Raw genomic sequence first — 22,031 nt, 5'->3', positions numbered from 1 at the left:
CCGGGCAAGTCCTGAGACTCTCGCTGTTATGAAGCCTCCGCCAGCTTGTTATCGATAAACCCGATAATTGTAGCAATGCTCGCGAAGTGTTCATGAATCAGTTCCTCGGGCAGAATAATAATCTTGAATTCCTGCTCCAATCTGGCAACCAGATCCAGGAGACCCAGGGAGGTCAGTAATCTGGACTCGAAAATATCGGTATCCAGGTGCAGCTCCCCTGCCGGAATACGGGTCAAACCCGCTACGATCATTGTAACTTGTTCTGTGATTTTCATATACTATTTTCTCCATTCCTGGTGGATTTGTAGTAGGGATCAAAAACATGGGCAATCGCCCGGATAAAGTACGTACCGGTAAGGGTTACTGTAATTCGCGGAGAGTCCACACCCAGCAGCAGGCCATCCTTCTCCATGCCTCTAAGCACGCTCAGCTCCTCCTGAAAATAAGAGTCAAAATCGATACCAAAGCACTCCTGAAGCATTGGCTTGTCAATAGGGTTACCGCCCAGCAGCTGCTTCAGGATGATATCCTCACGAATGGCATCTTCGATGGACAATAGATGGGTTTTGCCGGTCTCAATTGGGAATTTCCTCAAATCAAGTGCGGCACGGTACCGATCCATCGCCGGGACATTCTTATAATAGAGACTGCCAATCTTACTAACGGCCGACTTGCCCAGACCCAGCAGATGCTGGCTGCTTCTTTCGGAGGAGCCCATGAAATCACGAACCACATGCGTTCCGGGATGCTTCTCCCGCCCGTTGTTGCGGATAAAGGTATCACTGCCCATCTCAGTGTAGTCCTGGGATAAAACCTGGCGGGCCAGCTCGAACAGGCGGGACACCATGTAATTATTGGGCAGGCTGAGATGCGGGATTTTGCGCTGCAGCGGATAAATGGCCGGGTAATGGGCATAGGGAAAAGCCACGATTTTATCTGGGGCAATCCGCACGATCTCCTGCAAGGTACGCTCGAATTCTCCGAGTCCCTGAAAGGGCAGGCCATAACATAAATCCACATTGACGGTGAAGCCCATGCTCCGGGCAAGGCCGATAATCTCCCGCGTATCCTCAAGATCGCATTCCCGGTGAATTGCATTCAGAACCCGGGCATCAAAGTCCTGAATGCCAAAGCTGATATAGTTAAAACCCAGTGCCTTCAGCAGCCGCAGCTTGCCTTCGGTAACAATCTGCTTGTCCGGGTAAGCCTCCAGCTTGATTCTGGCGTTATCTTCAAAGTCCACATACTGGGCAATAATTCCGTACAGCCGCTCGATCTGCCGTTCATTCAAATATGCCGGGGTCCCCCCACCCCAGTGCAGATTACCGGACTTCAGCTTCCGGGCACGGCCGGAGAGCTTGAGTGCCAGCTCCTGCTCCAGCACATCGATATATTGATCCTTGTCTTCATCCTTGCCGCTCAGCACCCGGTCACAGCAGCAGTAATAGCAGATCGACTTGCAGAACGGAACATGCACATAAACCTGTGCTTCTTCGATTTCCTTAAGCTCCTGAGCTATAGCAGATTCATCCGCAGGCTGGCGCCAGTGGCTGTCCACCGGATAGCTTAAATACATGGGAAGGTTATATTCGTTGTACTTTTGCGATAAATAATGCAGCTGATTCTGAATGGTCTGATTCATTGCCAAGCTCCCTCCTTGCCCCGGCTTGCCGGGCGGCACATCATCTCCATGACTTCCTGCTCCTTGTGTACAATGTCTTCCAGTAAGCGGCTATGAACAGTTCTCCAAGTGTCCGGCAGCGCAATGCCTTTGCTGCACCTGATCAGGTCACTGCGGATGTCCATCCATGCACCGGTAATTTCTCCGAGCCTGGCCGCAGCCGCTTGCCGTTCGGTAAGAAGACGCTCCAGCCGGTACTTTTCAGCCCGCTTAGAATCAATGATGGCGTTCAGGCCAGCAATCTGGCGGTTGACGTGCTGCTCTGTATAACTCCAGTGCTGTGAAGTATAGTGATCTTTGAAGGCGGACAACGTCAGCAGGCTCTGCGTAATGGCGTCCCGCTGTGTGCGGTACAGGCAATTAAGTCGATTAACATCTGGCAGCAGTTCATAGGTGTACGGCTGCTGGACACGCGGGAATTCCATCAAGGTGTACGTCTGCGCAGATGACATTAGATGCTGGCGGTACCCCTGATAACTGTTCAGCAGATCCTCTGCTGCCAGAGTCCGTTCCCTGTAGTTCAGCGCATCCTTATGGCTGTGCTCCAGCACAATAAACTGATCCTGCGCCTCACTATAACCGTAGACCAGCAGCGTGTGGGCAAGATGTTTCTTCATATAAGCGTCTCTACGGGCCGGTTCATAGAAGCTGTCCACCCAGAGAATGAACAGGCTTTGCCGGGCCAGCCCAGGGATAAGCCTCTCCTTCAGCCCATTCCCGCCCTGCGGGGACTCATACCGGGCCGTAAGGTGCAGCTGCTCCAGAATAGCTTCCGGGGGCGCGGATTCCATGCAGGCAGCAGAGAGGTACGGCTCTGCCTGTGCAGAATCAAGAATATACACAAACATATCGCTGCTCAGAAACGTGTTGATATTCCGGCCAAAGACATTCAGTACAGGAAATAGTGAGTTATATAAGCAGCTTTTGTAATAGAGATCGTTAAACGGCTGCGGCTGTGTGAAATAACGGGACAAGCTCGGCTCCGTTATGATCTTTAGCGGGAGGCTGGAGGCAGCTGCGACTTCCCCGCAGTGAACCTGAACCGGCGGGATACAGGCCGCACTTACCCGCGGAGTAACTCCCGCTTCCACAAGCCCGGCCTGCGCCCTAATGGTAGAGGCGCTCAGCAGCTCTTCGTAAGAAAGGGGAATGCCCCTGCGGGCAAGCTCACTCTGCAGCGTAACCGCCTCAATCGAGCTTCCGCCAATTTCGGAAAAGTCATGGTCCGCTCCGATGGGTTCAAGCTCCAGGACAGCCTGCCATGCCTGGCAAATGGACTGCTGCAACGGAGTGGTGCAGGGTGAGAAATCACTATCCGTAAGCATGTTGTGCAGAGAAACCTCAGGCAGCTGCTTTTTGTCCACCTTGCCGTTGGCATTCAGCGGGAACTGCTCCAGCCGGACGAACACGGACGGGAGCATATAAGCAGGCAGGCGCGCAGCCAGGTACTGCTTAAGTGCAGCGCCGGAGACGGCTTGAGCGGCAGTCAGATAGGCACAGAGGTATTTATCCCCTGAACTGTGGCTCCTGGCCATAACGGCAACATCCCGGATGCCCGGATATTCCAGCAGCAGCTTCTCCACTTCCTTCGTCTCGATGCGGAAGCCGCGGATCTTGACCTGATCATCGCGGCGGCCGAGGAATTCGATAGTTCCGTCCTCCCGCATCCGGCCCAGGTCGCCAGTCCTGTACATCCGGTCTGCCTCAGATTCGCGGAAGGGGTCCGGCATGAAGGCTTGTGCCGTCTTCACCGGGTCCTTGATGTAGCCGCGCGCTACCCCGATACCGCCGATATACAGCTCACCTGTCTCTCCCGCCGTAACCGGCTGCAGGTCTTCGTCAAGAATGTACCAATAATTCTGTTCAACCGGTAGCCCGTAGGGAATGCTTGTCCAGTCCTCCCGGACCTCCGTAACCGGATAATAGATGGACCAGACCGCAGCCTCCGTAGCCCCGCCGAGAGCAGTCAGCTTCGCCCGGGGGAAATAGCGGGAGTAGTTCCTCGCCAGCTCCAGGGGAACCCAGTCTCCGCTCAGGAAGATGTGCCTCAATTCCAATTGGGCGAAATCAGGGATACACTCCGCCAAGTGCCGGACCAGAACATGCAGTGTGGTCGGGACGGAATTCCAGAAGGTGATCCTCTGCTCCAGCAGCAGCCGTGTTAAGCTGTCAGGATCAGTAATCTGCGGCTCCGGACACAGGACGATCGTGCCTCCGGCGGCCAGCAGGCCGAAGATATCATACACAGATAGATCAAAGCACACCGAGGTTACGAACAAGCCTCTATCACGGCTGCCCATATCCAGCTCGCGGTTCACCCAGGAGATTAAATTCACGGCGGAACGGTGCTCGATCATTACGCCTTTGGGCGTGCCGGTAGAGCCGGAGGTGTACATGATATAGGCCAAAGCACTGCCGTCAATGGAAAGATCCGGGTTGTCTGACGGATAGCCGGATGCTGAGGAAGCAGCGGTTGCGCCAGCTTCGGCAGACCCTAGGCGGATCTGAACCAGCACATCGAGCGGTTCATCGTCTTCACAGATCGCAGCAGAGGCCCCGGAATGCTGCAGAATATAGTTCTTGCGGCTGGCCGGATAGCCGGGCTCCACCGGGACGTAGGCCGCGCCGCTTTTTAACACGGCAAGCAGGGCAATAACCAGATTCATATTGCGCTTCACACTTACGCCTACATGATCATTCGGACGAACGCCCCGGGCAATCAGCTCATGCGCCAGGCAATTGGCACGCAGGTTCAGCTGCTGGTAGCTTATTGACTGTCCGGCAAAAACAATGGCCGTATGCTCCGGATGCAGGGCTGCCCGGACTTCGAACCCTCCATGAAGCGTGGCAGCAGCAGAAAGGGACTGCTTGGAATTGGAATGAAAGTTGGCCAAAGGTCTCACCTCCCCGGAAGGCTGTCCAGCGAATGTTCCCTGCCCAGCTCAGCGGTCAGCGCTGTCAGCTCGCCCAGCGTCTCACAGCTGAGCAGCTCATCTACATGCTCTTCCAGGTTCACGTCAAGCCTGCTCTCCACCATCGCGATAATCTCTACAATCATCACCGAGGTAATGGCCAGATCACCCTCAACCGACAAGCCGGGATGCAGCTCCTCCTTGTCGAAGTAGCATACGCTGGCGATAATCTCATACAGCTTGTCCTGCATCTGCACAGTCTTCTCTCCCCTCATCTTCCTTCAGAGCCGCTTGCGGAATTCATGCTTCAATTGCTGCCGGTCAACCTTGCCGCTCCCCCCTGTAGGGAACCTGTCAAAGACATGCACCATATCGGGAATCATATACCGGGGCAGCAGCTTGCCGACAGCCTGCTTCAGCCCAAGCACGGTGAAGCTGCCAGCTTCATGCACAATCACGGCAGCGCAGATCAGCGGATAGCCTTCACCATCCTGGATATCCACGACCGCGGCATCCAGAATATTCTCCATGTCATGCAGCACGCGTTCAATCTCCGGAAGCTCAATGCGAAAGCCAGAACGCTTAATCAAGGCGTCTTTACGGCCAATCAGGACGAGCGCTCCGTCTTCGTTAACCATAGCCATGTCCCCGGTACAGTAGAGCTTGTCTCCAAGACCCCAATTCGGCGGTATGCTGCGGAAGCTCTGCTCTGTAAGCAGAGGGTTGCGGTAATAGCCCTTCATGACTATTGAGCCTCTTACACAGAGTTCACCCTCTTCACCGGCACCGGCAATGCGTCCGTCAGCGGTTACCACGACAACTCCGGTATTTCCGCAGGGATACCCGATCGGTACGGGAGTGTCGCGTATACCGTCTTGCTCACTCAGCGGATAATAGGTACAGACGTTGGTTTCAATCAGCCCGTACAGATTGTAGAAATCCGCCTCTGGCAGCAGCTCCATCACCTGGTGCAGCAGCTTCGGCTGCAGAACCTCGCCCGCAAACAGCACGCCCCGCAGCGAAGGCAGCCCGCCTGCCGGCAACCGGCCGTATTGGACCACGGCAGCCCAGAGTGAGGGCACGGAATAGACCCAACTAATTTCCCCCTGTTCGATGGCCGTGGTAAAACGCGCCGGATGCTGAATGACTTCAGCCGACAGGAGGACGAGCGTTGCCCCCACGGCAATCGGCACGAAAATATCAAACACCGAAAGGTCAAAATGAAAAGGTGCGATGGCCGCGAAGCGTTCATGTCCTTCCGGTTTGAAGTAACCGCAGCACCAGTCAATGAAGGTTCTGGCATTCAGGTGGGTAATCATCACGCCTTTGGGTACTCCTGTGGAGCCTGAAGTGTACAGAATATAAGCCAGATCCTCGCTGATCGGCTGTCTTCTGCCCTTGTACAAATGGCGCAGGGGCTGATCCGGCGCAGCTTGAACGATCATGCCGAAATCTGCGTCGTCCAGTTCGGCGCCCCCCTCCACCAGCAGTATATGAAGTAACCTCAGCCGCTCCAATTGCTCCGGATTCGCACCTTGCAGCAGCTTCAGCAGATTCGCACCATCAGTAACCAGAAACCGCGTCCCGCTCTGCTCCAGAATGGTCAACATTCTGTGTACAGGAGAGTAGCTCGTGTCCAGCGGGATGTACGCCCCTGCGGTGAACAGCACGCCGAACATGGCGCATACCGCCTGCGGGGACTTGTCCAGACAGATTGCAGCGGTCTCCCCCGGCTCCATGCCGGTATCGATCAGTGCATCGGAGATTTGAATACTGCGCCGAAGCAGCTCACCGTAGCTTAGCTCCCTGCCTTCAAAGCGCAGCGCAGTCTGGTCCGGGCAGCGCTCAGCGCTGCGGAGCAGGTAATGCTGCAGCAGAAAATCACTCATACCCTTCCCCCAGACCTTCCAGCATAATTTTCTTCTGCATCTCGCTCGTTCCCGAGTACAGCTTGGAAGCAAGGGAATCCCGCATCTGTTTCTCCGGCGGGCTCTCCTTCACATAGCCGTAAGCTCCCCAGATTTGCACTGCCGCAAGGCTGTTCTGCACCTTGGATTCGGAGGTATGCAGCTTCAGCATGGAGGCGCTGTGCATTCCGCAGCGCCCCTGGTCAAAGTCCTCGCACACCTTATACAGCATCAGCGTGCTTGTTTCCAGCCGGATTCTCATCTGGACCAGCTTGTCATAGACCCCTTCGAAGGAGCGGATAGCCTGTCCGAATTGCTTCCTCTGGCCCGCATACTGATAGGTCTGTTCATACTGCTGTTCCATAGCTCCGACATGATAAGCACTGACTATAATCCGCTCCCACAGCATCGCCTTGAAAAAAATACCCATCCCCTGCCGTTCCCGTCCCAGCAGCCTGTGGGCCGGAATGCGGGTGTGGTTCAGCAGAACCTCACTCATCGGGCTGGTCCGCAGGCCCATCTTCTCAAAGACCTGTCCAATCTCGTATTCCTGCTGCCGCGCTTCCAGAATAAAGGCCGACACATCCAGCATGGGCAGGCCTCCCGCATGCTTGCCGTACACCAGCAGGATGTCGGACTCCGGGGCGAGTGTAGCAAAGGTTTTGATGCCGTTCAGGATATAACCTTCCGGTTCCTTCTCGACAGAGGTGGTCATGGCGGAAGAATCAGAGCCCGCCCCAGGTTCCGTAATTACACTGCTGCCGATGAATCTTCCATCAATGAGCGGTGCCAGATACCCGGCCTGCTGCTCCTCACTACCATATACCCATAGCGGCACTTGGGCCGCTGACATTTGAGCGCATACCGAGAAGACCAGGCCTTCATCCTGACAGCGGCGCGCCAGCGAACGGATCGCCAGCGCCGTGGTCAGCATTCCCTGCTCCGCTCCTCCATACGCTGCCGGAAAGGGAAGCCCGAGCAAGCCGGTACCGGCTAATCGGGACCACTTATCCCTGCGGAAGGTGCCGCTCTCGTCATCCGCATACACTCCGTCATTCAAATACCGCTCACAACATTCCTCCATTAAGCCGCAGATCTGCAGCTGCTCCACGGTATAGCTGAAATCCACAATAAGCGCCCCTCGACCTGTGATTTATTGAAATATAAGAATTTGAGCTAAAACCTCACTTAGCGGGGTTATCTTGTAGCTCCCCGGCCATGCCTCTGACGATCGTGTCATTGAGCAAAAACTGGCTTTCCGCCGGAATACCCTCTACGGCCCATCTTCGGAGGATGTTCTTCTGCACCTTTCCGGATTCCAGCACCGGCAGCTGGGAGACGAGATGCACCCGGTCCGGAACCTTATAGTTGGCGATTTTGCCGCGGCAATAGGCTTTGACCTCACCTTCGGTAAGCAGAACTCCGGGCCTTGGGATCACAAAAGCAGCCAGGGCCTCACCCAGAATCTCATCCGGCTCTCCGACAACTGATACATCCTCAACCTTGTCCATGTTCAGCACACATTCTTCAATATCTACCGGGTAGACATTGAAGCCGCCGCGGATGACCATATCCTTGATGCGGCCGGCAATGCAAATATTGACGCCGTCCTTGTAATAACAGGCCAAATCCCCGGTGTACAGCCAGCCTTCCTTGTCAATCACCTCGCGCGTCTTGGCTTCGTTGTTGTAATAGCCCTTCATCAGATACCCTCTGATCGCCAGCTCCCCGATCTCGCCCTTCGGCAGCTCCTTGCGGTCCCGGTCTACAATCTTGACCTCGAAGCCTTCAATCGGCCTGCCGACGGTGTTCAGCCGGACCTCCGGCGGATCATCCAGCCGGGTCATTGTGACCAGACCCGTAGCCTCAATAATGCCGTAGGCGTTAATCAGCGTGCAGCGGGTCGTTTCCTCGATGGAGCGGGCTAAATACGGGGTACAGAGGGAACCGGAGACCACGACCTTGCGCAGCTCCCTGAACAGCCCGGGCTTGCAGTAAGGCATGGCCAGGATCAGGCTCCACATCGTCGGCTGGGTGTGAAAGAGGTTGATCCCGTTTTTGGCGACATGGGTCAGAATATCATTCGGATTGAAGTTTGCGATCCATTTCATCGTGATACAGGAGACAAAGTAGACGAGCACGGCATTGAAGCCCTGCGCAGCATAGAGAGGAGCAATCGAGAAGCCGATATCATCGTGTATATCCAGCAGCTGTCCGCCATAGTAGGAGGTGGCCACCAGATTGCGGTGCGTGATCATCACGCCTTTGGGGTGGCCGGTGGTTCCGGAGGTGTAGCCGAGAATCGCAATATCCTCAGGATCAATAGGCTCGAGCTGTCTGTCCTGAAAAGGGACTGTGAGCGGCTTCAGCAACCCGGCAAAAGACAGGCTGCCCTCCGCAGGCTCATCGCCGAGCACGATATAATTGCGGATCGCCGGCAGTTCGGGCCGAAGCTCGGAGAGAATTTCCTCATAGTTAAAAATGCCCAGCCGGTCCTGGTATATGATTGTCTCCGCATCGGAATTGTCCAGAATCCGCCGGATTTCATCCGGTTCGTACCGTGTGCTGACGGGAACAATCCACGCGCCGATTTTGAACAGGGCGAAGTAGACGTACAGATATTCAAGACTGTTCTGCAGCAGCACGGCCACCTTGTCGTTCTTCTTGATCCCGAGGTCCAGCAAATTACCGGCAATGGTGAGGGAATAGTCATACAGCTGCGCGAAGGTGACAGACTCCTGCTCGAACACCACCGCAGGCTTGTCCGGGAAATCTCTTTGTAATGTATCCAGCACGCAGTCAATGGTCAAACGTTCATATTGGATCATCAGTGTGCCCTAGTCTCCTTTGTTAGCCCAAATAGGATAAATCAAAGCCTTCGAAATGCTGCGCGGCCTCTTCCTCATTGAGAATGGCGCCGATACAGCCCGGCAGCCTGCGGGGGCGCTGCATGGCCGTCATAATATACTGGATATAATTGAAGTTGTTCGAGAACGAACGGATGCCGATGGCCTGCATGATGATCCCGATGAACGCGCCGGGAGCCAGATTGGTGTTCATCATTTTGTCCGCAAAATCCGGAAACAGCACCGCCTTCAGCTTCTCCACGCATACGAACAGAAACTTCTGCATACGGATGAAGATATAATCCTTTTCCTTCTGGTAGATTTCGTCTGTATGGACCAGCTCCCCATCGAGATAAAACTCCGCCAGAATCGGAGATTTCAGCTTCATATAACCTTCCTGGTCGAAGGTAATATGATTGAACACATCGTACAGGACAACCGTATACTTGATATCCTCCTTACCGCTGAACGCCTGGAGCCCGGTCAAATACAGATTGCCTTCAGCGGCGTAAATGTCCACGATATCTTCCTCATAAAATAAAGCGCCGGGGCCGGTGTCCCCATGCTGCTTGTGCATGAAATAGGAGCTGTAAATCCCGCTCATAATCTCAAAAATATGAAAACATTTAAACCGGTCAAAGCGGAGCCGGGCAGCGAGTTTTTTGTCAAACCACTGACCCTCCAGCTCCTCCTTCAGCTTCTGCTCCAAATAATCCCTGGAACAGAGCACACCCTTGCCGCCGTTAAAAAGATCATCCACCGCCGCTTCCAGAATCAGGCCGTCCGGGCTGACGGTAAGATGAACCATGAAGGACAGGGAGACATCCTGCTTGCGCATGCGGGTGATATCCCGCTGCCAGCCGATAATGTGCAGATTCCCTTCACCATCCGTCTGCAGATTGGTGCCACGCGCCCTGATCATGGGCACAAGCTTATCCGTGCAGGAATAGTTGCCGTAGGCGACCTTTTTGCGGATGATTTCTTTGTCTAGGGGTTCTCTTACAATCAGCCTGGGAACGGGGAAACTCGTGGCCGTCATAGTCTGTCCCCCTCCCTTACCATATGAGGTATGCCGCCGCATAGGTTAAGCCGCAGGCACTGCCCAGCAGCAGGATCGAGTCTCCCTTATGCAGCAGCCCCTGCTCCTCGGCGATCGCCAGACCGGCGGGAATATTGGCGCTCCCCATGTTGCCGTTCTCGGGGAAGGTATTGACGGGGAAGACTTTCTCCGTCCTGACCTCCAGCTTGTTCAGGAGCGAGTTGGTGATATTGCGGCCCAGCTGGTGGGAGAAGATATAATCTATGTTGTCTTTGCGCAGCTCATGCTCCTCCAGGAATTCAAAGACAAATCCGGGCATGTCGCGGATGACCTTGGCGGCAATCCCGCGCCCGTCCGCCCAGCTCATGAAATCCATTCCCTCGAACCTTGGTGCGGGCATATGGATTTTGGGCGATACATACAGCGACAGCTCCCAATCCGCATGGTTCCTCTGCTCCCCGTAGTACTTAATGGACTTCTCGCCATTGTCGGCACTCAGCAGCATCGCGGCGGCTCCGGCTCCGGCAAACAGCAGATTCATTTTGTAATCGGCTTCTTCAAGACTGCCGACCTTGCCTGCGTAGTTGGAGGCCTCCAGCAGCTCCAGCGGATTCTCACTGGTTACAACGAGGATATTGCGGTATTTGCCCGATTGAATATAGAGGCTGGACAGCTCCATCGCTTTCAAGAACCCGTTGCAGGTGTCGTTGATGTCGTAATAATTGCCCCGGGTCATACCCAGCTCATGCGCCAGGATAATCGCATAAGACGGTTCGCGGAAGGGATTACACACACCCACGAACAGCAGCAGATCAATTTCGCTTGCTGTGATGCCCGCTTTGCCGATCGCTTCCTGCGAGACCTTAACGGCCATCTGCACAGAGCTCTCCTCCCGGTAGTCCGCTGAGCAGGAACGGGTCGTAATTTCCAGAAAATCGAGCTTGCGCTTGCTGCCGTACACCAGTTGCTCCAGATCATCCTCCGGCAGATGCTGAAAGTACTTCTCCGCGAACAAATCTACGATCTCCCCGTTGGTCATCCGCCCCTTGGGGATGTAATAGGATAGGGCACGTATAGACAGATTCAACATGGTCATGCTCCTCTGCATCAAGATGATTAACTGCCGGTCTGCGTGTCCCGGACCAAACTTCTATAGTTGTCAAACAGCTCATAGGCTTCGCCCAGTGTCCGGGTCATTACCCGGTCTTCAGGGTTGAACATGACCTGGTACTCTCTTTCGAGCCTAAGCATCACATTGACCAAAGATAAAGAATCCACCCCCAGCTCCAGCAGCAGATTGACCTCAGGGGTCAGTCTTGAAGCTTCAATCCCCAAATATTCGGCAAAGATTCCCTGGAACTGTGCAAAGCTTATCCGTTCTTCCATATGCTCACCTGCCTACTGTTATGTTTTGTCTAACCTGTTCAATCAGGAGCGGCACCGCCTCGAACAGATCGGCAACAATACCGTGCGCTGCCAGTCCCAGAATAGGGGCTGCCTTGTCCCTGTTGATAGCAATCACGGTGTCCATTCTGCGGATGCCCACAGTATGCTGAACCGCTCCCGAAATGCCGACGGCGATATAGATTCTGCCGCTCACATTCCGGCCTGTTAAGCCAATCTGCCGGGAATAATCCAGCCAGCCCTGGTCAATCACGGGTCTTGTTGCACCCAGCTCTGCACCCAGACATGCGGCAAGCTCTCTGACCAGCTCTATTCCTTCCTTGCTGCACACGCCCCTTCCTGCGGCAACGATAATACCGGAAGCGGCGGAGCCTGGCGCCTCTCTGCTCTTGATCACCTCAAGGATAGAGGTGCGTAGCACGGATGGAAGCTGGAGCTGCGGATGTATAATCCGTCCGGTCCGCTGCGGATCGGGTACGCAAGGGGGCATGGCCCCGGGCCGGACTGTCGCCATTTGCGGTCTGGCCTCCGGGCAGCAGATGGTCGCCATTAACGCCCCTTCCCGGGCTGGCCGGATCTGCAGCAGTACCCGGCTAGGCAGATCAATGTCTAGCTCTGTGCAGTCCGCAGTTAATCCGGTGTTAAGCCTTGCAGCTAATCTTGCGGCGATGGATTTGCTATGTATAGTGGAGGGAAGCAGCAGGATTTCCGGTTTAACCTCCAATACCAGCTGATGCAGCAGCTCCGTATGAACCTCTTCGCTCAGCGGACTGAGGCCGGGCTGATCGAGTACATAGACGGTGTCCGCGCCATGGCTGATGCAGGAGGCCGCATAGGCTGAAGTACCGCTTCCGATAAGCACGACGGCAATGTCCGTCTGCAGTTTCCGGTTCAGCTCACGGGCTGAGCCCAGCAGCTCATATACAGCCGGGCTAAGACGTCCTTCCGCGTATTCACCGGCAATCATGAGACCTTCATATTCTCTGGCCCGCAGGCTCTGATCCGGCATGGGAGCCTCCTTATCTGAATGAAAATAACAAGTGGAAACGGCTTTGCCGTCCTTTTGTAAGAACGGTACTGTTTCAGCGAGAAATAGAAGGATAAGTTATCATGTGAAACATATAAATTCTTATATTTTAGAAAAAGCATCATATACCCGGTGACATATTCTTAGCTGTCAAAAGCTGCGCGATCTCCTCAATCTGCTCCCGCAGGCTCTTGCCGCTTACTGTGAAGGGCACCTGCCGGTCTGCGGCATTCCGGGTTGCCTGCACCCGGGTGGGCGATCCCGCAAGCCCGCAGGCTTGCTTGTCCAGGCTCAGGTCCTGGGCGGACAGCCTGGTGATTTCACAGCGGTTAGCCTTCAGAATTCCATTAATGGTCGCCATCCGCGGCTGATTAATGCCTTTATGCACCGTTATCAGGGCCGGGAGCATCAGCTGCACAATTTCAAAACCGGTCTCTGTCATCCGCCTGCAGGTGATGTGCTGCTCCTCCAGGGCGAGGATCTCCAGGACATGCGTGATGTGCGCAGTGCCCAGCTTCTCCGCCAGGGCGGGACCGACCTGCGCGGTCTCCCCGTCAGTCGAATGGGTGCCGCAGAGAATCAGATCCGGCTTGCCTGTTAGCTCAAGCCCACGGGAGAGCACAGTGGCCGTTGCGAGTGTGTCCCCACCTGCGAATAGCCTGTCCGTCAGCAGCACGCCTGCATCCGCACCCAGTGAGATGCAGCTCCGCAAGATCTGGGCTGCGGATTCTGCTCCCATGCTTACGGCGGTTACACTTCCGCCCTGGCGCTCCCTGATCCGCAGCGCCTCTTCCAGGGCAAAGACATCCGCCGGGTTCATAACAGGCCCCATGTGAGCGGAGGGTACCTGCTTGACACATACAGCGATTTGCAATCCGCTCACTCCTTCCTGGACACGGGCCTGCTCATGAGGTCTGGCGCAGTTCCTGGAGAATCGGCGAAATGTTTTCTTTGCGCACATCGTCGCAGTTTCTGACCATTTCTTCGGCCATTTCCTTGCCCATGAACAGCCGGGTCATTTTCTGTCCGACCTTCATCATGGTTTTATCCTTGTCGGCCAGCTGTTCAAAGTTAAACCGGCCTTCCAGCGGGAAATATTTCAGCCCGGCACGGATTTTTTCGGGTATGCTTTTGTTGTAGTTTTTGACGGAGGCTTCGCTTTGCACAGGCGTTTTGGAGACGGAAAAGAGGATGACCTTCTTATGCTTCAGCTGGTCCCAGACCTTCTTGAGATAATCGGCAATGACCAGCTTCTGAACCCGGACATAGGTACCTATAATTACGGTGTCATACGGGCCTACCTGCTTAATGTCAAACGTGTCGATGTCCGCGAGATCGGCTCCAAGCTCCTCCGCGATCCATTCTGCATACTGCTTCGTACTTCCATAGACGCTTGTGTAAAGGACGAGACTTTTCATAAAGCACCTCCTGAAATGGTTGATACTCTTACGTTATAATGGTAGCATCTCTTGCAGACATTGCATTAACCGGGCTTCCGAGCCGTCAGTCATGGCCTTGGCCGGAAGCACAATGGTAAAAACATATTCACGGCGCAGAACGGATATGGCCTTGAATTGCGGGAAATTCTTGAACTGGCTGATCACTCCATGTCCGCTGCATGCGCAAGCTTTGATTTCGAACAGATCGGTGGGAACGGTGAAGCCGGTCTGAAGCACCTTGGACATCGCTTCCTTCGCCGTCCAGAGCAGGGTCAGGAAGAACGGCGGCGCAAGCTCAGGTCCTATGTCCTTCATCAGGCCCTCTTCCTCCTTGGAGGTAATCCTTCTTAACGCGTCCATCGCCTTCTCATCCACAAGCTCCATGTCAACGCCCAGCAGCAGGCGCGGGTCATAATCAACCGCCGCTCCCAGGGTGTCGCAATGGGTAATCGTAATCTTCCGGTCCCTTCCGGCCACCAGCGGCTGACACATAATCCCGTGATCGATCTTAATTTCGGACAGATCATCCTGCTCCCCGGCCACGGCCATCTTGGCGGCCAGCTTGCCGAGCAGGTAGCTGTTGCGGCGTCTGGGATATTTGAAGCCGAAGTATTGCTCCTTCTCCGCCGCACTCAGATAATCCAGAGGCCCGTCCTCCTGCGGCAGGGAGACCACACTCAGCTTCAGCCCATAGCGATCCTCCGGGCCTTCCAGCTCAAAGCTGAGCCTTCTTACCGTCTGGGAGAGGAACTGTTCATATTGCCTTGCGAAGGTTGTATATAGCATCTCTGTGCCCCTATTCTTTTTCCCAGGGAAATCTTTTGTAACGCACATAATTCTGAATGTTCTCTCTGACTTCTGCGGAAGCGGTCAGCTTGTCAATCTCGGCTACGGCGTCATTTTCCATCGTTTCGTTGATAATCCACATTTGCCGGAAAAAGCCTTTGATCTCCCTTACTGTCTGCGGCGTGATCCGGCTGATTCTCCGGTATAGCCGCAGAATGCTGGCATCCGGCTCAGCAGTCACTTCATCGGCCAGTCTGCACCCTAGCGCTTCTTCCGAGGACAAGGGCAGCGTGGTCAAGGTCATCTTGTATGCCTGCCAATAGCCGGTCCGCCGGATTAGATATGGACTGACGAGAGCAGGCACGAGGCCCCAGATCGCTTCAGGCAGGGCAAAGGTGGAACGCGGCGAAGCGACCACATAATCACAGGCAGCCATCAGCCCCACACCACCGGCAAGCACCTGCCCGTCTACCTTGGCGATCACCATTTTGGACAGTTCGCCAATCCTTTTCATCGTCTGCAAAAAATCTACGGATGGCGGGGCGGCAGAATCACCGGGTGCGTCATCCTCCCCGTCCGTAAACGCCTGAAAATTCATCCCGGTACAGAAATACCCGCCCGTACCTTCAAGGACAATCACCCGGCAGGCGCTCAGCTCCTCCAGCATCCCTAAGGCATGCTGCAGCTCTGATACCAGGGTGGCAGTGATACTGTTCTTATGCTCCGGACGGTTCAGCCGGATGCTGTAGAGTCCTTCTTCCAGGTGACTTACGGCAATAGAATGATACTCCATAGCAGTCACTTGTCAGCTCCACGCATATTTGCGGTGAAAGTCATCGACTTCGGTCAGAACCAGATAACCTTTGCCCTTGAAAAAGTGATCATAGATGCGGCTGAATCCGGAGAAATCCACCTTCTTGTCCCGAATCCCGAACAGCCACTCCACGTTCTGGTCCAGGATGTCGTCATATTCCTCAAAGCTGAGCTCATAGCGGCTGTCCAGCCCCGCCTGAATATTCATCGCACTTAGCTTCCTTACGGATTCCGGCGTAATCACCCCGCTGTAAAATTCCGAAGAGCAGCCTGAGCCGTAGGAGAATAACCCGACTCTGCGGTAATCCGCAATGTCCGCCTGATCAATCAGACTACATAGGCTGAGGTATAAAGCTGCGGAATAGACATTGCCCACCTGCATGCCGTAGGTCAGGGACGGGGCGACTCTTTTGTCAAAATCCTGCTGGACTGCCGGGCCTCTCAGTTTCAGCTCCTCATGGATCAGCTTGCGGTGTGCACCTTTGACCATGCCGCCGAAGGGTGTATGGAAGGCCAGGAAATCAAAGGTTTCCTGAAAATGGACACCGTCCACCTTCTCTTTATAATTCTTATAGGCATTCTCCAGGCAGTCCAGATAAGACAGCAGCGACAAATCCGGGTTCCCGGTCTCGATCTCCGGTAGCGGCCGGCAGGTATCCATCACCTCATAGCTGTAATGTCCGGTTGCGCCGAAATCCAGCTCCAGAATCTCCGGATTGGCACTGATGAGCATGGCCACGGCTCCAACAGCCTGAGTCGGCTCACCGTAGGTGCTCTTGGCTGCGGCTCTCGCTACATCCGTGGCGATGACCAGCGCCTTGGCTCCGGGGGAAGCACCCGAGGCGATGAAGCAGGCAGCCATGTGCAGCCCGGCTGTTCCGCCGTAACAGGCCTGCTTCAGCTCGAACAACCGGCAATGGCGGCTCAGCCCCAGATAGTCATGGATATAGGTACTGAGCGATTTGCCAAAATCCACACCGGACTCGCTGGCTGTAATCACCAGCTCGATCCGGTTCTTGTCCTCTTCGCTTAAGGCATCGATGATCGGCTTCGCCGCATTGACTCCGCCTGTTACAGCATCTTCGCAGGCTACACCCACAGATTTCCGGTCCATCATCAGATTATCGAACCGGCTGAGGTCAAGGCCTCTGCCTTCAAAGATACTGCGGGCGGAGATCACCGCCGGCCCCCCGTAAAAGTTGATACTCTCAATTCCTACTCGCATTCAGCTTGCTCCTTTTCTGATGATAATGCTGGTATTGATTCCTCCGAAGCCGTAGGAATTGCTAAGCCCATAAGTAAATCCCGCCGGTTCCGCCAGGCTGGAAGCGAAATAGTGCTCACGGCTGATGGGGTCCTCCAGAGAGGGCAGCGGATGAAGGAAATTCCCCTGCAGCTGAAGGATCGTAGCCACGGCTTCCACCACTCCGGCTGCATACAGGCAATGTCCGGTCAGCGCTTTGGTCGAATTCAACCGGATGTGACTTAGCTGGCCGCCAAACACCCGTGAGATTGATTTCAGCTCCGTCACATCCCCCAGCGGTGTAGAAGTGCCATGCGCATTGATGTAATCAATGACAGAGGGGGCGATTCCGGCGGTGTGGAGCGCCTGCTCCATCGTCCGCACCTGTCCATCTTCGCTCGGGTCAGACAGGCTGTGTCCGTCCAGAGCAGCCGCCCCGCCGGCTATAGTTGCCAGTACCTCCACTTGCCGGGCCTCAGCACTGTCCTCCCCCTCCAGGATCAGGCAGGCGGAAGCCTGTCCGAAGATGAAGCCTTCATGCCTGCTGTCGAACGGCCGGCACGCCGCGGCGGGTGCATCATGGAAGCTGCGGCCTCCGTACGCCCCAATATTGAGGAAGCCCTGCAGCTCCAGCGGGGACAGATCGGCCAAAGGTCCGATAACCATACAGACATCGACAATCCCGAGCTGGATTATTTGCGCTGCCCTCAGCACCGCCGCATTGCCGCTGGCTGAGGCGCCGCCAACCGTCGCCCCCTCTCCCTGAATGCCGAACATTTCACTAAGTACCCCAAGCTGATGGGTATCCATGTAATTCAGCGCATATCTGGGATGGAGCAGCTCCAGCTGGTGTCCGCATTCCATCATTGCTGCATAGCTGACCGCCGGAGAAATATTGCTTCCGGCAATGATCAGGCCGATCCGCTCTGCCTCCGGCCTGCTTACATTCAGCTTCGCCTGCTGCCATGCCTCAGCCCCGGCCAGCGCCGAGGCCTTGACCGACTTGCCGGAAATTCTGAACAAGCGGCCGGCGTTCCGGGATAAATCCCCTTCATAGCGGCCGAAGGATTCCTGCAGCCCTTCCCCGCTCAGCTCAGCACCGATCAGCGGCTGTCCGTCCGCATAGGTTAATCCTGAAAGATAGCCAATTCCGCTGCGGCCGTCTTTCAGGGACCGCCCGAAGGCTTCCACACCGCTTGCTGCCGGGCTGAGGATACCCATCCCGGTGACGGTCACCAGGCGGAAATCCTCAAACCGCCAGCCGGCTGCACCGTTATAGATTCTCATGCAGGAAATCTACGACCTCACCGATATTCTTCAGGCTCCCGAACTGCAGCAGCGGGATCTTAATATTCAACTCATCCATGGTGTCGGAAATAATATCAAAGCGGTCAATGGAGTTCGCGCCGAGGTCTTTCATGCTTACTTCTCTCTGAATCTGCTCGGTGGTCAAATCCGGCAGGATATCGATCATTTTACTCTTCATAATTTCCAGTACCTGGTCTTTGTTCATACGAGAACCTCTCCTTTTATGATCTGGGCAGCCCCGTTCATCATTGTGACGGCAATCTCGCCAGCCCGGCGGTTTCTCCAGGCTTCCAGCGGTGTTCCCTTCACCCACTGGTTGAAGGCTCCCATGGCCGGACCGCACATAATGCTGTAATTGACCTTATTGGCGGATTCACCGGCGATGGCGGATGCTTTGCCTTTGGCGATATACCATTTGAAGACGGCCGCAAGCTGCTGCTTCGAATCACCCTGGACAGCTGCTTTCTCCTCCGCAGACATTCCACGCTTGCATACCTCCAGGACGTCCGTCATCGGCTGGCCGAAATATTTGTCTTCCAGCTGAGACTTCGTCTTGCTGTCCAGCTGTGCAATAGAGCCGGTATTGCGGTACAGCTCATACAATTTGTTGGCTCTTGCCGAGAAGAACAACCCCTTCTTGAGCACCTGGGCCTTGCCGCCCAGCTCGAACAGCTCCAGGGAAGGGACATAGGCCATGTCGTAGACATTCACCTGCTCCAGAAGCTCCTTCACCTCCGGGCTTGCGCCGCTCTCCACCGTGCATTGATTAATCGATCCGGTCAAAATAAAGTCTGCGCCCATCAGGAATACGCCAGCTGCAGCTTCCGGGGTTCCAATCCCTCCAGCGGCACCGATGTGCATCTCCTGCACCGGAGCGAAGGTACGGGACAATTCCTTCTTCAGACGCAGTAGCGTCGGCAACAGGCTGATGAGATTGGCCTGATCGGTCGGTCCTGCCGAATCACCTGCTGCGCAAAGATCATCCGCCACCGGAACTAACCGGGCCAGCTCTGCCTGCTCTGCCGTAATCTGCCGGTCAGCCAGCAGCTTGTCCACGATACGGGCCGGAGCCGGAAGCATGAACAGTGTAGCGATATCCGGCCGGGATACCTTGGCAATGATCCGGTTGGCACGGCGCACAGATCCATCCTCCGCTCTCGTAAGTCCCAGCAAACGGTACTTTACAAGCGCCGGTGTCAGGGTGAGGTACGAGGAGGCTTCAACCAATTGAATCTTCTCTCTCAATAGAAGATCTATCAGCTCCTCTTCCCGGTTCGGATAGATCGGATGATAGGTTACGGCAACCCCAATAGATTTGCTGTTCCCCAGCTCCCGGCGGATATGGCGGATGGCATCTGCAAGCTCTGCCGGCTTCATCCCGCCTGCGCCCAGAAAAGCGAGACAGCCTGTCTTGCCAGCCTGTACAACCAGTTCTGAGGAGGAGATTCCGTCATTCATCCCTCCCAGCAAATACGCATAATCCAGTCCGTAGCGCTGCTTGAATGCCGCGCTTCCGAGCCGGGTTCCGGTGAAGGCAGTCTGTACCAGCGCCTCTTCCTGCGTCTGGACAGGCTCCGGCTCCACTGTGAAATCTGCGGCCGGAGCTTCAACTACAGCAGGCTCAGCTGTGTTCAGAGCTTCAATTGCTGCATCGGACTCAGCCGTTTCCGGCGCTGTCTCGGCTTCGGCAGTTGATGCCGATTCGGCAAATAACAGCCGGGCCTCGGCGGCATCATCCACGATCAGCGGCTCCGCTTCCCGTTTGATTTTGCTGACCAAGCCTGCGATGACGTGACCCGGGCCGATCTGGGTCAGCTCCATTTCGGGGTGTCTGCCCATGAGGTAACGGACCGATTCGGACCATTTCACGCTGCTGACCATCTGCTCTGTCATGTAATGTACGGCATCGCCTACGGAATAAGGCCGCGCCGTCAAGTTGGCGATAACCGGAATAGAGGGCGGAGCGAGCTCGAACTGGCTGAGGAACTCCTGAAATTGCAGCGCCGAGCTGCGCATATACCGGGAGTGGAAGGCGCCGCTGACATTCAGAACGACATAAGCAGAAGCTCCATTCTGTTCAAAAATCTCTTTGGCGGCCTGCACATCCTCCATCAGCCCCGAAAGGGCAATCTGCGTAGGCGTATTCAGGTTGGCCACATCCAGCTTATCGAGGCGGTGGTCGGCGAGAATCCGGTGAATGGCTTCCTCGGTCAGCCCGATGACGGCGGCCATACCGCCACCGGTCGCCGTGTTCATGAGCGCGCCTCTCTTTTGCACAATCTTAAGTCCGGTCTCGAAATCGAACACGCCTGCCGCATACAGCGCACTGTACTCGCCTAAGCTGTGTCCGGCTACGAAATCGGGAGCCTCCCCGGAATCCCGCAGCTCCTTAAGGTAGGACAAGACATTAACGACATAGAGCGCGGGCTGCGTATAAGCGGTAGTATCCAGCAGCCTGCTGCTGTTCTTCAGACATAGCTCTTCAATGGAGTAGCCCAGCACCCGGTCGGCAATCGCGGTGTATTCGGGGAACTCCTTGAACAGTGTGCCTCCCATACCCATGAATTGCGCGCCCTGTCCCGGGAATAAATAAGACTTCATCTTCATCTTCGCCTCCCACGCTTCTTTCTTAAGGTTCATTTGCCCATACTCAGCCACGATCTCATTCAGCTTCTTCAGCTCGCTGCCCATTGGCGTAATCACAGAGCGTACCTGCCGGGCCTGCGGCTGCTCCAGAATGTATTTACTGAAATTCTCCAGCGTACCCGACGGACCCAGGTCGAGAAACAGCCGCTCCCCGCCGGAGGACAGGCTCTCCAGTGCACCGCGGAAATTCATCGGCTTCCTTAGCACATCCCACAAAAAGGACTCTCCCACAGCCTGCACGCTCCCCCCGGTCATAGCCGATACCAGACGGACTCCCCGGGCTGGAGTCTTATAGTCAATCTTCTGCAAATATGTACGGTAAGGCTCCTCCAGTTCATCGATGGAAGCGGAATGAAAGGCATAGTTCACAGGCAGCTTCAGACTGGCGATGTTACGTTCCTTGATGAACTGCTGGATCTCTTTGACATGCTCGCGTTTGCAGGCGATTGTAAAATGCTTCTCAAAGTTCACAGCAATCAGCTCCGAGCGGGTGTTCAGCTCCGCATTCCCGTGATACAGCTGTTCATTGTCCAGAATGGCAATCATCGCACCGGTTTTGCAGGTCTTTTTGAGCAGCTCGACCTGCTTCACGATAAGCTCCAGCGCTTGCTCAGCCGTCAGCACCCCAGCCACCGCCAGCGCCACATATTCCCCCAGGCTAACCCCCAGCGTATAGCGGGGAGTCATTCCCTCAGCCTTCAATGTCTCCGCCAGCGCATATTGAACCATGAAGATCGCAGGATGGGTATACAGGATATCCTCGAATCTGGAACCCTTGCGCTTGGTGTTGAGATATAGCTCTTCTATTACGCTTTTGCCGGTCAAATCATGAAAAATACGGTCCAGCTGTTCCATGGCTTGACGAAACACAGGCTGATTCTCGTATAATTCAAGACCCATTTTGTTGTATTGCGAGCCTTGCCCGGAGAACATAAACACCATTTCACTGTGCATTACGGTACCTCCTGAATTTGAGCAGC

19 protein-coding genes are annotated in these 22,031 nt (G+C 55.2%); all 19 read right to left on the bottom strand.

Features of this window, described 5'->3' with window-relative positions:
• Positions 1–26: 26 nt before the first annotated feature.
• Entirely contained in the window at positions 27–275 is a 249-nt protein-coding gene (locus tag MKZ24_RS20585) for a phosphopantetheine-binding protein (protein ID WP_039291970.1), read from the bottom strand.
• Positions 272–1,642, bottom strand: a complete 1,371-nt coding sequence (locus MKZ24_RS20580; protein ID WP_042236638.1) for a radical SAM protein — start codon at positions 1,640–1,642, stop codon at positions 272–274. Before MKZ24_RS20580 ends, MKZ24_RS20585 begins: the two co-directional genes overlap by 4 nt.
• Positions 1,639–4,575, bottom strand: coding sequence for a non-ribosomal peptide synthetase (locus MKZ24_RS20575; protein WP_052416439.1), 2,937 nt, complete (start codon positions 4,573–4,575; stop codon positions 1,639–1,641). The genes MKZ24_RS20580 and MKZ24_RS20575 overlap by 4 nt, the downstream gene beginning before the upstream one ends.
• Positions 4,576–4,580: 5 nt before the next feature.
• Positions 4,581–4,844, bottom strand: coding sequence for an acyl carrier protein (locus MKZ24_RS20570; protein WP_231637901.1), 264 nt, complete (start codon positions 4,842–4,844; stop codon positions 4,581–4,583).
• A 30-nt stretch (positions 4,845–4,874) separates the two neighbouring features.
• Positions 4,875–6,482, bottom strand: coding sequence for an amino acid adenylation domain-containing protein (locus tag MKZ24_RS20565; protein ID WP_042236641.1), 1,608 nt, complete (start codon positions 6,480–6,482; stop codon positions 4,875–4,877).
• Complete coding sequence (locus MKZ24_RS20560; RefSeq protein WP_042236643.1) at positions 6,475–7,629, bottom strand: acyl-CoA dehydrogenase family protein; 1,155 nt, start codon at positions 7,627–7,629, stop codon at positions 6,475–6,477. The genes MKZ24_RS20565 and MKZ24_RS20560 overlap by 8 nt, the downstream gene beginning before the upstream one ends.
• 55 nt (positions 7,630–7,684) lie before the next feature.
• Positions 7,685–9,328, bottom strand: a complete 1,644-nt coding sequence (locus tag MKZ24_RS20555; protein ID WP_340785922.1) for an AMP-binding protein — start codon at positions 9,326–9,328, stop codon at positions 7,685–7,687.
• A 22-nt stretch (positions 9,329–9,350) separates the two neighbouring features.
• On the bottom strand, positions 9,351–10,385 hold the full coding sequence (locus tag MKZ24_RS20550; RefSeq protein WP_340785920.1) for a hypothetical protein: 1,035 nt from the start codon (positions 10,383–10,385) through the stop codon (positions 9,351–9,353).
• Between the two features lie 16 nt (positions 10,386–10,401).
• Positions 10,402–11,475, bottom strand: coding sequence for a 3-oxoacyl-ACP synthase III family protein (locus MKZ24_RS20545; RefSeq protein ID WP_340785918.1), 1,074 nt, complete (start codon positions 11,473–11,475; stop codon positions 10,402–10,404).
• Between the two features lie 26 nt (positions 11,476–11,501).
• Positions 11,502–11,771 carry an acyl carrier protein gene (locus tag MKZ24_RS20540; protein ID WP_340785916.1) on the bottom strand — a complete coding sequence of 90 codons (270 nt, stop codon included), beginning with the start codon at positions 11,769–11,771 and terminating at the stop codon, positions 11,502–11,504.
• 4 nt (positions 11,772–11,775) lie between these two features.
• Positions 11,776–12,798 carry an electron transfer flavoprotein subunit alpha/FixB family protein gene (locus MKZ24_RS20535; RefSeq protein ID WP_340785914.1) on the bottom strand — a complete coding sequence of 341 codons (1,023 nt, stop codon included), beginning with the start codon at positions 12,796–12,798 and terminating at the stop codon, positions 11,776–11,778.
• Between the two features lie 139 nt (positions 12,799–12,937).
• Positions 12,938–13,690 (bottom strand): electron transfer flavoprotein subunit beta/FixA family protein, encoded by a 753-nt coding sequence (locus MKZ24_RS20530; protein ID WP_042236659.1) that lies wholly within the window; start codon positions 13,688–13,690, stop codon positions 12,938–12,940.
• Between the two features lie 31 nt (positions 13,691–13,721).
• Complete coding sequence (locus MKZ24_RS20525; RefSeq protein ID WP_042236661.1) at positions 13,722–14,234, bottom strand: flavodoxin domain-containing protein; 513 nt, start codon at positions 14,232–14,234, stop codon at positions 13,722–13,724.
• 33 nt (positions 14,235–14,267) lie between these two features.
• A complete protein-coding gene (locus MKZ24_RS20520) occupies positions 14,268–15,041 on the bottom strand; it encodes a 4'-phosphopantetheinyl transferase family protein (protein WP_340785910.1) in 774 nt (257 codons plus the stop codon).
• Between the two features lie 10 nt (positions 15,042–15,051).
• Complete coding sequence (locus MKZ24_RS20515; protein WP_340790194.1) at positions 15,052–15,834, bottom strand: enoyl-CoA hydratase-related protein; 783 nt, start codon at positions 15,832–15,834, stop codon at positions 15,052–15,054.
• Positions 15,835–15,846: 12 nt separating this feature from the next.
• Complete coding sequence (locus MKZ24_RS20510) at positions 15,847–17,079, bottom strand: hydroxymethylglutaryl-CoA synthase family protein (protein ID WP_340785908.1); 1,233 nt, start codon at positions 17,077–17,079, stop codon at positions 15,847–15,849.
• Positions 17,080–18,384, bottom strand: a complete 1,305-nt coding sequence (locus MKZ24_RS20505; RefSeq protein ID WP_042236665.1) for a beta-ketoacyl synthase N-terminal-like domain-containing protein — start codon at positions 18,382–18,384, stop codon at positions 17,080–17,082.
• The gene (locus tag MKZ24_RS20500) at positions 18,371–18,610 is read right to left on the bottom strand and encodes an acyl carrier protein (protein ID WP_042236666.1); all 240 of its coding nucleotides are present in this window, start codon (positions 18,608–18,610) and stop codon (positions 18,371–18,373) included. The genes MKZ24_RS20505 and MKZ24_RS20500 overlap by 14 nt, the downstream gene beginning before the upstream one ends.
• Complete coding sequence (fabD, locus tag MKZ24_RS20495; protein ID WP_340785905.1) at positions 18,607–22,005, bottom strand: ACP S-malonyltransferase; 3,399 nt, start codon at positions 22,003–22,005, stop codon at positions 18,607–18,609. Before fabD ends, MKZ24_RS20500 begins: the two co-directional genes overlap by 4 nt.
• Positions 22,006–22,031: the final 26 nt, after the last annotated feature.

Source organism: Paenibacillus sp. FSL R7-0297 (assembly GCF_038009025.1).
Lineage (GTDB): Bacteria > Bacillota > Bacilli > Paenibacillales > Paenibacillaceae > Paenibacillus_AQ.
Note: the sequence above shows the minus strand (reverse complement) of the source record. Positions and strands in the feature narration are given on the sequence as shown.